The organism is Paraclostridium bifermentans, assembly GCF_019916025.1.
Taxonomy (GTDB): Bacteria; Bacillota; Clostridia; order Peptostreptococcales; family Peptostreptococcaceae; genus Paraclostridium; species Paraclostridium bifermentans.
The window spans coordinates 2,202,016-2,217,714 of sequence record NZ_CP079737.1; the positions used below are offsets into that span (position 1 = coordinate 2,202,016).

Sequence of the window (15,699 nt, forward strand, 5' to 3'; positions counted from 1 at the left end):
ATTTGATTATTAATTTCGATACGCTCTAGTGCCTTTTCTAAAATAAAAAGTAACGGAGAAAAATATAGTCAATAATTCAGCAATAGGTATTGCTAACCATATACCATTTAGTCCTATAAAATTAGGTAATATAGTAATTGTAGCCACTACAAACACTAAAGATCTAAGAATAGATATTATAGCAGATACCTGTCCATCCCCTATAGCTGTAAAATAACCTGACATAAAAATATTTGTTCCTATTATTAAAAATCCATATGAAAATAATTTTATACCTGATGTAGCAATAGTATAAACTTCTAAGTCATTAGTAAATATAGATATTATATACTTACCTCCAATTATAGAAATTAAAAATATAACTATAGAACTCCATCCAATTGTTACAAAGCTATGTTTTAAACTTTCTTTTATTTTTTCTTTATTTTTAGCTCCAAAGTTATAACTAATCATAGGTCCTATTCCAACTGCAATTCCAAAATATACCGCTATAAAGAAATAATATATATATATTATTATCGACATTGCAGCAACACCATTTTCTCCGCTAAAAGTTAATATACTTTTATTAAATAAAAATGTAGTTATACCTGTTGATAGCTCTGTAAACATTTCTGAACTACCATTATAACAAGAATTAAATAGTTCTTTAAAATTAGCTTTTGGTTTTGTAAATTCTAAATTCGAATTATTCCCTTTGAAATAAATTATTCCTATTATACCTGAAATAGTTATGGCAATATATGTTCCTAATCCAGCCCCTAAAATTCCCATATCAAGCACTACTATAAATAAAAAATCAAAAACTATATTTAAAACTAATCCTAGTGAAGACATTAAAAGAGATACTTTAGGGCTACCATCTACCCTAGCATAGTATTCAAAGTATAACTTTAACATCATTGGAATGGTCATAAGTACAGTTACAATCCCATATGATTTTGCGTATGGATATAATATATCAGTCGTTCCTAAAAATCTAAGTATAGGATCTAAAAATATTACTCCCAAAATAGTAAGTACTACGCCTATAGAAATTAAAACTACTGTTACAAATGAAAATAACTCATTAGCTCCTTTTATATTTTTTTCCCCAAGCTTTATACCAACTAAAGCTCCAGATCCTGTAGCTAGCATAACTGCAATCCCAAATACTACACAAGTTATAGGTATTATAATATTTATTGATGCCAGTGCATCTGAGTTTACATATCTCGATACGAAAAATCCATCTATAGTAGTATAAAATGATAGAAATATCATTGTTATGATGGATGGAAATACATATCTTAAAAACTCCTTGTAATTTTGTTTTTTCGCAAATACTTCTTCCATTTTTTCACCTCTACATTTTTTAAATAATTGATATTACTTGACATTATTAATTGTGAAGGATATAGTAACTATATTGTCAATGAAATTTCAAAATAAAATTTGAGGTGATATGTTTGAATTTTACTGTAGGCGAATTAGCAAAGTTAAATGGAATGAACAAACAAACGCTAATATATTATGATAATATCGATTTATTTAAACCTAAAGTTGTTGATGAAAATAACGGATATAGATACTACACTTCTGATCAATTAGAAGTTTTAGATAGTATATTAGTTTTAAGAGAACTTGGAATTCCTATAAAAGAAATTAAAGATTTTTTAATTAAAAGAGATGATAACAAAGCATTAATTCTTCTAAAAGAACAAAAAATCAAGTTGCAATCTCAACTTAAAAATTTGAAAAAAAGTATAGCAAGGCTTGAGAATAAAATAGAAACAATAGAAAGTTTAAATGAATATGATGATAAAGTTTACTTTCAAGAATTACAATCTGAATTTATCATTACACAAAAAGTAGAAGAACCTTTTCAACTTCTACAAACCGATATCGCATTTAAAAAATTGTTAACTATCGTTAATAAAAATAAATATCCATACAACTATCAGGTAGGTACAATAATATCATTAGAAAATTTACTTAGCAAAAACTATACTACTGCGCATTCCGTATTTTTCCCATTGCATAATAAATTAAGTGCTCCAAATGTTTTAAAAAAAGCTGAAGGACTTTATGCTATAACTCTTCACAAAGGAGAATATAAAGACGTAGGAAAAACTTACGAAATACTAATAGATAATATAAATAAAAATGGTTATGAAATGGCAGGACCTTCTTTTGAATATGGTATTTTAGATAGCTTAACATCTTATAGTTCAAAAGATTATATAACAAAAATATCTATACCAATAAAAAAAGCTTTAGCAATTTTTTAAAATCGCTAAAGCTTTTTTATTTCCATTTTTCTAAAACCTCTAACATAAATTCCTTTATGTCTATATTATAAACTTCTTTTAAATAATCTCCATTAAAAACTTCTCTTGAACTTCCATAACAAACTATCTCTCCATGATTTAATAAACAAACCGCATCACTAAAATAGTGAACTAAATTTAAATCATGTAAAACTCCAATAACAATTTTATTATTATCTTTTGCCCATTTGGATAGATGTTCTAACAATTCAATTTGATATTTTAAGTCTAGATGATTAGTAGGTTCATCCAACAATATAACATCTGGGTCTTGAGCAATTGTTCTTGCTAAAAATACTCTTTGTAACTGTCCACCACTTAATTCATTTATGGTTTTATCTTTTATATCACTTAATCCTACCTTTTCAATGCAATCCAATACTATTTTTTTATCTTCTTTACTTAAAGAATTAAATACTCCCGTTGAATGTGCATATCTACCAAGTGCTACAGTTTCATATATGGTATATGGAAAATATATTTGAGTTATCTGACTCATAAGTCCTACTTTTTTTGCTAGATTTTTCCTTGAAAAATTACAAACTTCCATACCATCAATAGTTATACTTCCTTTATATTTTATAATATTAGCTATAGATTTCAAAAGCGTACTTTTTCCACATCCATTTGGTCCTACTATGCAAAGATTTTTTCCTCTTTCAACTTTAAAATTAACATTTTTTATAACATCAACGTCTTCATAACCACAATAAAGATTTTTTACTTCTAACATTTCATCACTTCTTTCCTTTGCTAAAATACACATATGCAAAGAATGGTGCACCTATAATTGCTGTAATAGCTCCTACCGGAAGCTCTGCTGGAGATACTATCGTTCTTGCAATTAGATCTGTTATAACCATCAGTGATCCTCCAAATACAAAAGACATAGGTATTACATATTTATGTTTTGATCCAAATACCCTTCTTACCATATGTGGCGCTATTAAATCTACAAACCCGATTGTTCCACTTAATGCTACTGCACTTCCCGTTAAAATGGCTGAGTGTATAAATAAATGTTTTTTAACCCTATTTGTATCTACACCTACTGCCTTTGCCTGTTCTTCTCCAAATGTTAATATATCCATTTCTTTTGTGTATCTTAAAACTCCAATAACACCTATAATTAAAAATGGAATTAAAACTCTCACATATGACCATCCCTTCATAGAGAAGCTCCCCATTTGCCAAAGACTTATACTTTTTATATCTTCACTAAAAAGTGCTGTAAGTGTTGTAAGTAATGCATTTACAAAAAGCGAAAAGACCATACCCGCTAGTATAATTGTATTATTAGCCATAGTTTTATCTATTTTAGAAGAAAAAACTATAACTCCATATACCGTTATCAATCCACATAAAAAACCTATTAATGGCAATGTCAATTGCCCTAGAAATGGTATAGATATTCCAAGAACTATAACTAATCCAGCTCCTAAAGATGCTCCTGACGATACCCCTAAAGTATAGGGAGATGCCAATTCATTTTTAAGTATTGACTGAACTACTGATCCACTAACTGCCAAACATCCTCCAACCATAAAAGCTAATAATACTCTTGGTAGTCTAAGTGACCATATGATAGATATATCTTTTGGATCTATCCCTTCTCTTAATGGTAAATTTATAACCTTATTTAAAATTATACTCATAGTATCTAATATATGAATATTGGAACTCCCTATGGAAGTTCCAATACTGATTATAAAAAATACTAACGGTATTGATAAAATCGCTAAAGTTTTATTTTTGTTTTGCGTACGCATCTGGGTTTATATACTCTGCCATTTGTTTTAATGCTTTTACTACATTTTGAGATGGTCTTGATGATGCATTCGTATCAATTAAGTATACTTGTCCATTTTTTACTGCATTTATATTTTCCCAACCTTCACGTCCTTTTATATCTTTTACTGCATCTTGAACGTAATTTACATTAGTTAATATTACATCTGGATTTTTTTCTATAACTGACTCCTCACTAGGTGATATCCAAGATTTTTGGTCAGCGAATATGTTTTCTCCACCCACTAACTCAATCATCTCATTTAAAAATGTACCATTTCCAAAGCTATATAAATTTGGTGCTGGCCCTATTTCAACGTAAACTTTCTTTTTATCTTTTATAGTTTTTCCTATTTTAGCTATTTCATTAACTTGAGATTTCATATTATCAACAATTTTTTGTCCTTTTTCTTTTGTTCCAGTTATATCAGCTATAAACATTATGTCATCGTATATACCTTGTATGCTATCACTACTTGGGATATATGCAACACTTATACCAGCCTCTTTAGCCACTTTAAATGGATCTTCACTATTTCCAGTTTTATTATGTCCTGATGCTATAATCATATCTGGCTCTAAAGATACTATAGCCTCAGCATCTGGGTTTGCAAAATCTATTAATTTTATATCTTTAGGTAGTCCAGGTATATCAGCTGAATATTTATCAACAGCTACTAATTTATCAGCAAGCCCTAATTCAACTAGTACTTCTGTATTAGATGGAGCTGTAGATATTATCCTTTCTAATTTTTTAGGAACTGTAAAATCATTTCCCTCTCTATCTTTTACTACTGTTTCTTTTTTACCGCATCCAGCGACTGCTAACATAACTACTAAAATAGCAGTTATTAATGTTAAAATTCTTTTTTTCATTTTTATTCTCCTTACTTATAATTTCTACTTATAAATTCAGTTTCTTGTATTCCTTCATCTTTATTAAGCTTTATAGCTAGTATAAAGAAATATCCAGATAACAGATTTGCAAAATCAAATAATAATTCATCTACATCATTTCCATTTTCCTTATATCTATGTAATAATCTTACCAATGCTTTGCACTTTGTTCTTATAATATGTGCATAGCTTCCACAAACCCCACCTTGAGGTAAAACAAATTTATCAAAAATACCTTTTATCTCATCTTGGTAAGATAGTGTTCTAGATTCTAACCATTTTAACTCATTATTTGTTACGCTTACAAATGTTCTAAGTGATGCATTCATGTGATATACAAGTTCATTTATTTTACTTAACTCGGCTTTTAAATTTTCATCAATTATAAAAGCTCTTAGTAATCCTATTGTACTCGATATTTCATCTGTAAATATTTCATAGTCACATCTTAAATCATCTGATTTATCATATAAAAATGGATATGCTAAATATTTTGACATTTTTTCATTCCTTTCGTGTTGATTTTACATAACAATAGATATAATTCTATTTTTGTTGTAAAATTCCTTTTATTGAAATTTATTTGTAAAATAAATAATTTTCAATAAATTAATCTCCTAGTTTTGTATAAACACTTAAACCTAGCTTATACATTTAAAAAGACATACCCAGAGAGTATGCCTTAATTTATTCATGTATAATAATAGCCTTTATCCAACCCTCAGAAGATAATTAGCCTTTAAGCATTGGCAGGTATCCCGGCTCAGCTTCATTCTACTCTCAATCCTTCCCAATTTCTCAGTGGATACTTAGATTTCGTCAGCTTTACGGTTACTGGGGTAGCTTAGAATTTACATCTAATTCCCTATTAAGTCTATTGACACCTAATACTTACTATTTAATTTTCATATTGTTATATAGTCCATTATACAACAATATGAAATAATGTTCATTATATATTTCTAATTTGGTAAAATAAAATTTCTATCTATTTTTTCTACTTCTTATAAAATCTATTATAACGTATAAAACAATTAATGCAGTTATAATCATAACTATATCCATTATCATAGGACTAATTCCCATTCTATACCCCATATATCTAAATGGATTATATCCTCCAAATCCAAAAAATCCTCTACCATATGCTGGTGGTATATATGTTCTTCTACTAGATCTACCACCATAGTCATCATACTCATCATTTTTTTTATTTTTAGAATTTGAAGTATCGTTTTGATTAGATTTAGAGCTTGTATCTGGTTTAGTACTAAAACTTCCTGAATCAGGCTTTGTTGTGCTTGATTTTGGCTTTGTAGTATTATTATTTGAATTATTGCCAGTAGTTCCTTCATTTATTGTTGTCTCAGGCTTTGGTTTAGTACTAAAACTTCCTGAGTCTGGTTTTGTTGTACTTGATTTTGGCTTTGTATAACTACTGCTTGGTTTACTAGAGCTAGAACTTGGTTTGCTAGTGCTAGAACTAGATTTAAAGCTACTTGAGCTCGATTTAAAACTGCTACTTGATCGACTTGAACTATGTGAGCTATGCGAACTATGTGAAGAGCTTCCTTTAGCTACTTGATATTCAACATTTGATATTTCATTTTTATTTGAAGTTGCATATGACTTTTCTATTGAAAAAGTAAATGCACAAGTTATAGCAAATATAAATACAGTTAAAAAAAGAGTTATATTCCTTTTTAATTTGTTCATTATACATTTAACCCCATTTCTATGAACTTATTATATAATCTATCTAAATTTGATGTATCTTCTCCATCTATTACTGAATCATAGCTTTCTTCCCCTTTAAACTTAAAATACTCTAATAGCTGTTGATTGTCTTTATCTTTACTATCTACCAGATATACATATCTTCTCAAAGATTCATCTTGTATTTCTATTAAGTAACCCTTAACATCAAACTTGAATTCTTCATCCCCATTATATAAAGTTACTATATCTGTAGATTTTGTAAATACAAATTTTTCCTTGTCGCAATCATACGTGTACTCTAATTCTCTACAATTTATACATCTATTAAAATTGCACTCACTTACACAATTTATACACTTGCACATTTTACATTTGTCTAACTTATTTATAGACTCTCTTTTATCTCTAGTTAAATAAGATTGTATTTCATCTTCTATATCATTTTTCTTTTTAAACAACTTAGAGAATATATTTTTATCTTCATTTTTTTCTTCTTTTTCCAAGTCATTTAAAAAAGCTATATACCCTGATAAATCATCTAACTTTCTTATAAAAATTCTTTTTCTTAATTCTTCATCGCTTAACATTTGCTTTAAATCATTTGCTGCAAATACTAAGTCTGTGTACATTTTATCGTATTTTTTCTTTTCATTTAAAATTCTTTCGTCCATACTATACCTCCTAAAAAAATTAACAAATTAAATATTAATATAACTATATTCTATAAGTTATCCACAAATATTAGTTAAATATAATTCCCTAAGCGTAAAAATAAGGTAGATAGCTTTTAACCATCTACCTTTAGTAGTTTATCTATTTATCCATTTCTCTTTTTATTCTCTCTAGTTCATCTTCAACTTTAGAATCAACCACTGGTGAATCATTTATATACTCGTCAAGCATATCATCTTCGCTCTTTGTCTTCATAGTTTCTAAAGCTTTGCCATAACTTTCTTTTTCTTGAACTTTCTTTTCAAGATCATCTAAGTTTATACCATGATCATCACTTAATCCCGATAAAGTTTCATTGATCTCATTGTTTATTTCTGCCACATCAAGTCTAGTAGCTAATTCTTGTTTTTTAGACTTCATTTTAGATATTTCAAGCTCTAGTTCTTCAATTTTGAATTTTATTTCTTGTATTTTCTTATCTTGAGCTTCTATTCTAGATATAGTTTGATTTAATTTTTCTTGCATTTCTAGTTTTTGTTTTACAAAACCTTGAGCTTTTTCATTATCTTCTTTTAACAATGCCGCTTTTGTAGCTTGCTCGTATTTTTCTATTTTCTCTTCTAATGATTTTTTTTCATTTCTTATATTATCTACTGATGCTATAAAATTTGCACATTGTTTTTTTGCATCTTGAAGTAATTTCTCTTTCTTCGTTATTGATAAATCTAACATTTCTATTGGATCTTCATGCTTTTCTATAGCTTTATTTGCCTTAGCTTCTACAACATTTTTTAATCTTTTAAAAAATCCCATTTAGATAGTCATCTCCATTCATATTTTTATATATTTACATTTAATATACAATTTGATTTTTAATATTAATATATATAATAGCATAAATACTATATTTTTCTATAATTATTTATATTTGTTACCATTTGTTATTTTTTACTTATTATTTTTTTTAAATTTTCTATTTCTTTATCTTTTTTCTTTAACTTCTCTTCATATTCTACTTTTACATCTTCTATACTTTTATTTAATACATTAATCAATGATGCCATTTCATCTGAACTACCTGCTATTCTATTCAATAACATCAAGTTTTGTGCTAGGACATCGGGAATCTGTTTGTGAGAGTATCTAAGTTGATGATCTATTTCCCCATACCCTTCTTCAAAAATAGTTCTTACCTGTATTTCTGCAATTATTTTCTGTGTTGTTGGGTACGACTCTATTATATAATGTACTGATCTATACCCTGATAATCTTGAACATACTTCAATTCCTAGTTCTTCGAATTTTTTTGTGTTATCACCTTCTCTAACATTAGAAACAATTTCTAACACTTTCCACATCCTAGTAATAAAACTATGTATTTCTTCCCAATCTTCTTTAAATATATGTATTACTCTTATTCCCAATAAATCAGTTATTTCATTTTTATAATTATTTACAGTAAAATTAAAATCACTTCCATATTTTGATCTTCTATCTTCTATTTTTCTTATTATTTTTTCAATTAAATGTTCAGGATCCTTAACTCTAGTCTTTACTGAGTGAACTTTCGGATGACTTCTTAATATAGTAGCTATTAACTCCGCTTGTGTTTCATAACTTTTTCTATGCATCATAAAGTCTTCATAAATATACTCAATTTCATTCCAATCTATACTATTTTTTATTAACTCTTTATCTGTTATTTGATATTTCTCCAGGAATTCATCTTTTCTTAACATTATGCTCCCTCTCTTTTGATTTAGTTCATATTTTATTATATCTCATATTTTACATTTTTAACTATATTATTAGTCTTTAAATTTGCAAATAAATTAATAAATACTTATAATATTTGTTGATAGTATTTTTAAAGAGAGGAAGTGAGTTTTTTGAATTCCATGAAAAATAGTATAAATATACTTGATAATGTTTTTGTAATTCAAAGAATCGTAGATCCTAAACACAAAAAAATAATAACTCTTGATAATGATATAAAAATAGATAATAACCATAAATGTTTTGAGTTTTGGAAAACTGGGTCTGCTTGTTGCAATTGTATTTCTATGCGAGCTTTAAATGAAAACTCATCTTTTTCTAAGTTAGAGTATGTTGATGAGAAGCTCTATATGGTAATATCTGCTCCTATCAATGTTGAAGGTGATGTTTATATTGTCGAGCTTATAAAAGATGTTACAAACGATACTATGTTTTCAACTTATACTAATAAAACTGTTAACGAACTTAAATCTGAAATTAATAAATTAAATATGCTTATTGTTACTGATGAATTAACTAATATTTTTAATAGACGTTACTTAGATGAACATCTGCCTTCTCTATTAAAAAATTTATCTTTACCTGATTTTTCAGTTAGTTTGATAATGTTAGATATTGATAAATTCAAAAATATAAATGATACGTATGGACACTTATGTGGAGATTTTATAATTAAAGAGGTAGCAAGCTTACTTGATTCATATATAAAAAATTTTGGTGGATGGGCCTGTAGGTATGGTGGAGATGAATTTATAGCAGTTGTAGAAAATAAATCTGAAAATGAAACTTATGCTCTAATAAATAATTTTAAAACATTTATTGGGACTAGAGAGTTTTTATATGAAAATAATAAAATTAATATTACTTGTAGCTTTGGAGTTTCTTACCTTAATAACGAAAATATAACATTTAATGATGCTTTAAACTTAGTTGATTCAAAACTTTATAAAGCTAAAAATTCAAGAAATTCAGTATGCTAGACTCAATATAAAAATGCTATTTTAGTCTTTAAAATAGCATTTTTATATTGGAATAATAAACTTTACGGTAAAACAGTATTCTTCTATATTAAAATCTATGACCCCATCATATTTTTCTATTGTAAGCTTTAAATTTTCAATACCAATTCCATGATTAGTTTTATCTTTTTTCAAAGTTTCTATTTTAAAACTTTTATCTAATTCAAGTGGTTTTTTATTTTTAGAATTTTTTATAACACATATTAATTTATTATCTATAACATCGCAATATAGGTGAATATACTTTTCTCTTTTATTATCATCTAGATTTACACATGCTTCTATTGCATTGTCTATTAAATTATTAAATATTATTGATATATGCATATTTTTTATATTTATGTCTTTAGGTATGAATATATCATATTTTAGTGTTATTCCATATTTTTTACATACTTTTATTTTGTTTTTGATAAGAGCATCCATTAGAATATGTTCGCTAACAAAATAACAATCAATATCTTCAATTTCTTTATCTATTTCATAAATAAAGTCCACTGCTTCTTCATATTTTTTTGATGCTACTAACTGATTTAAAGCAAATTTATGCTTTTTAATATCATGAGCTATATACCTGACTTTTTTCATATATTTTTCATACTCACTATAGTGTTGAAGTTGGCCTTCTAATTGATTATTACTAACTTCAAGGTTATATTTTGTGTAAGAAAGTTCCGCCTTTATCAATATATTTTGAATTATTAACTCACTCACCAATGTATAAACTATTATATATTTAACAATCTCTATGCTATTTTCACTTGTAAATATCCACTTAAAAAAATATGCTATTACAATATTATCTATATAATAATTTATGGTCACATAAATACCGTATTTGTATTGCTTATTTAAATATATATATTTATTTTTAATCCTTGTATTCATAAACCTATAATGCATTACTATAAATACAAAAACAGATATAATACATATTAAAATCTCTATTATAAAATAGCAACTTGATAAAATTTTTATTGAATAATTATACTTTAAAATAAAATCAAACATACATTTATAAATTATAAAAGCTATTAAATTTGAGTATAATGAATATTTCAATATTGTAAAACCCATTAAAATCACACTGGTTCTCACTTTTAACTTCTTTATATATATACATATAATTAAAAGTGAAATTAGTGAAAATATTGTTATGTATAAAGTTGTATTGTATATTTCCATTAGTGTTGTGAATACAGGTAATAATATAATTACAAACATATATACAATATCTTTATATGTAATTTTTATAGATCTAAAATAGCTATAATATATGAAAGTTATAAATCCGATCAATCCAACTATGTAAACAAACAAATTGTCCTCCTATTGTTATACGTTAATCCTTTAAATTGTAATTTATATATTTTTCTTTTAAATCTAAAATCTTTAGTCTACTAACCATAGCTTTTTGTGAAATATCAAAAAATATCTCTCTTGAAGCTATCTTTCGTATCTTTTTTATATTAACGATATAACTTCTATGACTCCTATAAAAAAAGTTTCCATCTAGCTGTTTTTCTATATCTTCTAACTTTCCATAAAATGATTTAGTTTCATAGTCTCCATTAAAATCATAGTGTACGGTTATAGTTCTATTGTTTACTTCAAAGAAATATATACTATTTACATTGAATTTAACAATTTCTTTTTGCATTTTTAAAACTATAGTTCTAGTTTTTTGATTTTTTTTTACCTCTAAAATAATTTTTTTTAATTTCTCTTCATTCAATGATTCTTTAAGTAAATATTCATATACATTTAGTCCATAGCCCTTAATTGCATATTCTGAGTAATTAGTAAGAAAAACTATGCATACTTCTTTATCTAAGAATCTTATCTTTTTAGCAGTTTCAATTCCATCTATATCGTCCATAACTATATCCAACATAATTAAATCAAAATCTTTATCATTAATATCATCTAAAAGTTTAAGCCCTGAATTATACTCAAAAATAGTAATACTTGTATCTATTGATTTTGAAAATTTAGCTATATAACTTTTCACTGTGTCCCTGTATATTTTTTCGTCGTCACAAATAGCTATTTTCAACCTTATAACACCTTCCATTTTTTATTTGTAATATAATTACTTTTTATAATAACATTTATAATATATAGCGTAAACGATAATAAAGATAGAAACATAAATTTCCATCTTTATTATTACAGTCCTATAAAATTTGTTATTTTAATCACATTTTTAGCTCTATTAGTATATATCCGAAAATTCTATACTCATAGGATCAAACCCACTTATTACGCATGGAGTAGATAGTTTATCTTTTGAATTACCATTTTTAAACGGAAGTTTTACAATAAACTCACTACCTTCATCTAAAGAAGTATTCACATCTATACTCCCCCCATATATGTTCACTAATGAGTTAGTTATATATAAACCTAATCCACTTCCTTCATTTAGTTTTACTAATCTATCATCTACATAGCTTAATTTTTCAAAAATACATTTTGTATATCTATTTGGTATCCCAACTCCATCATCTTTAACTTTTATAGTAATATAATCTTCTTCACAAGTTAATACAACTTCTATTTGCCCATTTTTCTTGTTATATTTTATTGCATTAGATAATAAGTTTAATAAAATTTTTTCAATAATATTTTCATCAAATTCCCCAATATGTTCTTCTTCATTTGTGTCGAAGATTAAACTTATACCCTTTTCTTCACAAAATAGAGCAGTTTTTATACAAATATTTTCTACAAAGTAGACAATATCTCCCATTTTAAAATTGCATTTTATCTCATTTGAATCTAATTTAGTTACATAAACAAGATTATTAGTAAGTTTTAACAATCTGAAACTATTTTTTTTTATAATATCACTAATGTATTTAATTTCATCTACATCAACTTTTCGCATTGAATCAATATTAAAACTTAATAATTGTAATGAACTAGTAATTGCATTAATTGGTGTTCCTAGTTCATGATATAAATTTGAAAAGAAATCAGATTTTAATTTTTCTATTTCTTCATATATATATGCTGTATTAGTTATATCTCTGACCATTCCAACAATTCCACAAACTTGATTTTTACTATCTAACATCGGGGTTTTTGTTATTTCTATATGTTTTCTTTTTTGATTTTGCATTTCTATTTCTGTTTGATATATTCGCTTTGATTTATATATAATTACTTCTTTGTCTTTTTCTTCAAAAATTTTAGATTGTTTATTATGTCTGTATATATCTTTATCTGTTTTTCCTATGATTTGGTTAGATGTCAGTCCTAAACAATTACAAAACTCTCTATTACAATAAATATATATCCCCTTTAAGTCTTTATAAAATACTGCATTTAAAACTGACTCCCCTAATGCAAACCCTAAATCACTTTTATTTTCAGCTAAGTTATGGTTCATTTTTACCACTCATATAAACCCCCTTTAATTTTTTTAATCTATAAATTTTTTAATATTTATTACTATATTATATAAAATAAAAGTAGATTTAAGTCGCATTTGGTTGTGAAATGTATTTTTTTAGTTGTGAAATGAATTTATTGACTCTCCTATAATTTTTATTCCTTTTTCAATCTCCTCAAATGAAAGTCTCGAAAATCCCAGTCTTAATGTATCTTCACCTTTTTCATTTACATAAAATATATCTCCTGGCATAAATATAACGCCTTTTTCATAACATCTTTCCAATAATTCCCTCGAATTTATATTTTTTAGCTTTATAAAAATATGAAGTCCACCTTCACCCAGTATATATTCATTTGGTATGTATTTATTTACGCATTCATATGCATAGTTAAACTTTTCTCCATAAAACTTCTTTATTTTTTTTACATATTTTTCAAATGCTCCATTACTCAGATAATCGTAAAGAACTGCTTGATCTAAAAATGAAACATGAATACTCTTGCACCTTTTCACACTTTCAAGCCTTGAAATCACAGTTTTGTCACATAATATCCATCCTATTCTAAGCCCTGGGAAAAGTATTTTTGAAAAACTTCCTATATATACAACTCCATTATTTAAATTATCTAAAGATGCAATTGGAAATATATGAGAACTAGAGTACAGTAGCTCTTCATTGAATCCATCTTCTATTATTGGAGTATTATGTTTTTTCATTAATTTATAGAACTTGTATCTATTCTCTGGATCCATAACTAGTCCTGTTGGATTATGGTATGATGGAGTTATATACGCAAATTTAGGCTTAATTCCTTTTTCTTCTAAAAAATCTAGTTGGTCTTCTAGCATGTTAAAATTTAATCCATTATTATTTATATCTATGCCTACAATATTTAATCCTAAAAATTCAAATATCTTTTTTGCTGTATTGTGAGTTGGATTTTCACATATTATATAATCACCTTTATTTGTGAATGACGATAGAATAAGCTCCAGACCCTCTGTAAATCCATTAGTTATTAATATATCTTTATTGCTTGTATCTACACCTTTACTATTCATATAGCTAAGTAAATAATCTATAAGCGGCTTGTATCCTTTTGCATATCCATAGTTTAAAATTTTGTGACCCTCTAGTGATAGTCTATTTAAAAAGGCTTTTTTAAACTCATCTATATCAAATAGCTCTCCATTTGGGGCTATGCTTTTAAAAGATATTAAATCACTCCTCCATGGAATTTCATTTTTTACAATATCCATATCATTAGCTATTTTTGTCTGTTCATTTTCAAGGCAGCTAAAATCTATATTCCAAGATTTATTCACAGATACATTTTTATGATTTACGAAAGTTCCTTTTCCATAAACTGAGTAAATTACACCACCTGCTTTTAATTCCTCGTATGCAGAAATTATAGAATTTCTACTTACATTTAAAAACTGACTTAACTCCCTTGTTGATGGCAGTTTGCTATTGTCTGGTATTAACCCTTTATTTATCATATCATCTATATACTCTTTTATTTGTATATAGATTGGCTGTTCATCATTTAGTTTTAAATTTGAAAATAGCACTTAATCACCTCTTACCATTTTTAGTCCTATTTAATATAATATCAATTATTTTATACAACTTGCAATTATATATTGATATTTTAATAATAAAAGGACTTATTCAAAACATCTTAATATCTTGAATAAGCCCTTATTATAATTATTTTAATTTGAAATTTAAATTAACTTTACTCTGTAACATATACACTAATATAGGAATATACATATAAGTTAAATATCCTTTGATATTAAACATTGTTATTATCAATAAAAATGAAAATATACTTGCTGTTCTAATTGATGCTTTTTCACTTTTATGTAATATAGTAAGTATAGTTCCACTCATTATGCCAAATAGAATTATCATAAGTGAAAATGCAATAAATATACTTAGTTCTTGAAATTTAATAGGCATCTTAGGTATCGATGAATATAAAATTACAAATGTATATGTCATTACACCAAATGCAATATATGTCTTTCCCATAGTTTTTTTCTTTATTATAAGAACAAAAGTAAAAATTAAATATAATAAACTAAGCAAACTTACCAAACTCATATACAT

The 15,699-nt window shown here is 26.2% G+C and carries 16 protein-coding genes and 1 riboswitch; of the genes, 2 read left to right on the forward strand and 14 right to left on the reverse strand.

The features are described 5' to 3' along the window. Positions 1–9: 9 nt before the first annotated feature. Positions 10–1,335, reverse strand: a complete 1,326-nt coding sequence (locus KXZ80_RS10595) for an MATE family efflux transporter (RefSeq protein ID WP_021433450.1) — start codon at positions 1,333–1,335, stop codon at positions 10–12. Between the two features lie 113 nt (positions 1,336–1,448). On the opposite strand from KXZ80_RS10595, the gene KXZ80_RS10600 reads away from it, so the two are divergent. Then, a complete protein-coding gene (locus KXZ80_RS10600; RefSeq protein ID WP_021433451.1) occupies positions 1,449–2,270 on the forward strand; it encodes a MerR family transcriptional regulator in 822 nt (273 codons plus the stop codon). A gap of 16 nt (positions 2,271–2,286) precedes the next feature. Here KXZ80_RS10600 and KXZ80_RS10605 read toward each other — a convergent pair whose 3' ends face one another. The 8 genes from KXZ80_RS10605 to KXZ80_RS10640 all read right to left on the reverse strand — a co-directional run bounded on the left by KXZ80_RS10605 (position 2,287) and on the right by KXZ80_RS10640 (position 9,124). Further along, entirely contained in the window at positions 2,287–3,075 is a 789-nt protein-coding gene (locus tag KXZ80_RS10605) for an ABC transporter ATP-binding protein (RefSeq protein ID WP_332840955.1), read from the reverse strand. Continuing rightward, a complete protein-coding gene (locus KXZ80_RS10610; protein WP_038285294.1) occupies positions 3,047–4,078 on the reverse strand; it encodes a FecCD family ABC transporter permease in 1,032 nt (343 codons plus the stop codon). Before KXZ80_RS10610 ends, KXZ80_RS10605 begins: the two co-directional genes overlap by 29 nt. Then, positions 4,056–4,973 (reverse strand): ABC transporter substrate-binding protein, encoded by a 918-nt coding sequence (locus KXZ80_RS10615; protein WP_021433453.1) that lies wholly within the window; start codon positions 4,971–4,973, stop codon positions 4,056–4,058. Before KXZ80_RS10615 ends, KXZ80_RS10610 begins: the two co-directional genes overlap by 23 nt. 11 nt (positions 4,974–4,984) lie before the next feature. Then, positions 4,985–5,494, reverse strand: a complete 510-nt coding sequence (locus tag KXZ80_RS10620) for an ATP:cob(I)alamin adenosyltransferase (protein ID WP_021433454.1) — start codon at positions 5,492–5,494, stop codon at positions 4,985–4,987. Between the two features lie 231 nt (positions 5,495–5,725). After that, positions 5,726–5,898, reverse strand: a riboswitch (cobalamin riboswitch). Between the two features lie 80 nt (positions 5,899–5,978). After that, entirely contained in the window at positions 5,979–6,710 is a 732-nt protein-coding gene (locus KXZ80_RS10625; protein WP_021433455.1) for a hypothetical protein, read from the reverse strand. Next, positions 6,710–7,384, reverse strand: coding sequence for a hypothetical protein (locus tag KXZ80_RS10630; RefSeq protein WP_021433456.1), 675 nt, complete (start codon positions 7,382–7,384; stop codon positions 6,710–6,712). The genes KXZ80_RS10625 and KXZ80_RS10630 overlap by 1 nt, the downstream gene beginning before the upstream one ends. Positions 7,385–7,526: 142 nt before the next feature. After that, positions 7,527–8,198 (reverse strand): PspA/IM30 family protein, encoded by a 672-nt coding sequence (locus KXZ80_RS10635; RefSeq protein WP_021433457.1) that lies wholly within the window; start codon positions 8,196–8,198, stop codon positions 7,527–7,529. Between the two features lie 128 nt (positions 8,199–8,326). Continuing rightward, positions 8,327–9,124, reverse strand: a complete 798-nt coding sequence (locus KXZ80_RS10640; RefSeq protein ID WP_021433458.1) for a RelA/SpoT domain-containing protein — start codon at positions 9,122–9,124, stop codon at positions 8,327–8,329. Positions 9,125–9,283: 159 nt separating this feature from the next. Here KXZ80_RS10640 and KXZ80_RS10645 point away from each other — a divergent pair, with 159 nt between their 5' ends. After that, positions 9,284–10,141, forward strand: coding sequence for a GGDEF domain-containing protein (locus KXZ80_RS10645; RefSeq protein ID WP_038285706.1), 858 nt, complete (start codon positions 9,284–9,286; stop codon positions 10,139–10,141). 42 nt (positions 10,142–10,183) lie between these two features. Here KXZ80_RS10645 and KXZ80_RS10650 read toward each other — a convergent pair whose 3' ends face one another. The 5 genes from KXZ80_RS10650 to KXZ80_RS10670 all read right to left on the reverse strand — a co-directional run bounded on the left by KXZ80_RS10650 (position 10,184) and on the right by KXZ80_RS10670 (position 15,693). Continuing rightward, positions 10,184–11,500, reverse strand: coding sequence for a sensor histidine kinase (locus tag KXZ80_RS10650; protein WP_021433460.1), 1,317 nt, complete (start codon positions 11,498–11,500; stop codon positions 10,184–10,186). A 22-nt stretch (positions 11,501–11,522) separates the two neighbouring features. Beyond that, positions 11,523–12,254 (reverse strand): LytR/AlgR family response regulator transcription factor, encoded by a 732-nt coding sequence (locus KXZ80_RS10655; protein WP_082435317.1) that lies wholly within the window; start codon positions 12,252–12,254, stop codon positions 11,523–11,525. Between the two features lie 141 nt (positions 12,255–12,395). Continuing rightward, entirely contained in the window at positions 12,396–13,574 is a 1,179-nt protein-coding gene (locus KXZ80_RS10660) for a PAS domain-containing sensor histidine kinase (RefSeq protein ID WP_226883800.1), read from the reverse strand. A gap of 120 nt (positions 13,575–13,694) precedes the next feature. Then, entirely contained in the window at positions 13,695–15,155 is a 1,461-nt protein-coding gene (pdxR, locus tag KXZ80_RS10665) for a MocR-like pyridoxine biosynthesis transcription factor PdxR (protein WP_021433463.1), read from the reverse strand. A 139-nt stretch (positions 15,156–15,294) separates the two neighbouring features. Next, positions 15,295–15,693: a hypothetical protein gene (locus KXZ80_RS10670; RefSeq protein WP_021433464.1), complete on the reverse strand. Its 399-nt coding sequence runs from the start codon at positions 15,691–15,693 to the stop codon at positions 15,295–15,297. Positions 15,694–15,699: the final 6 nt, after the last annotated feature.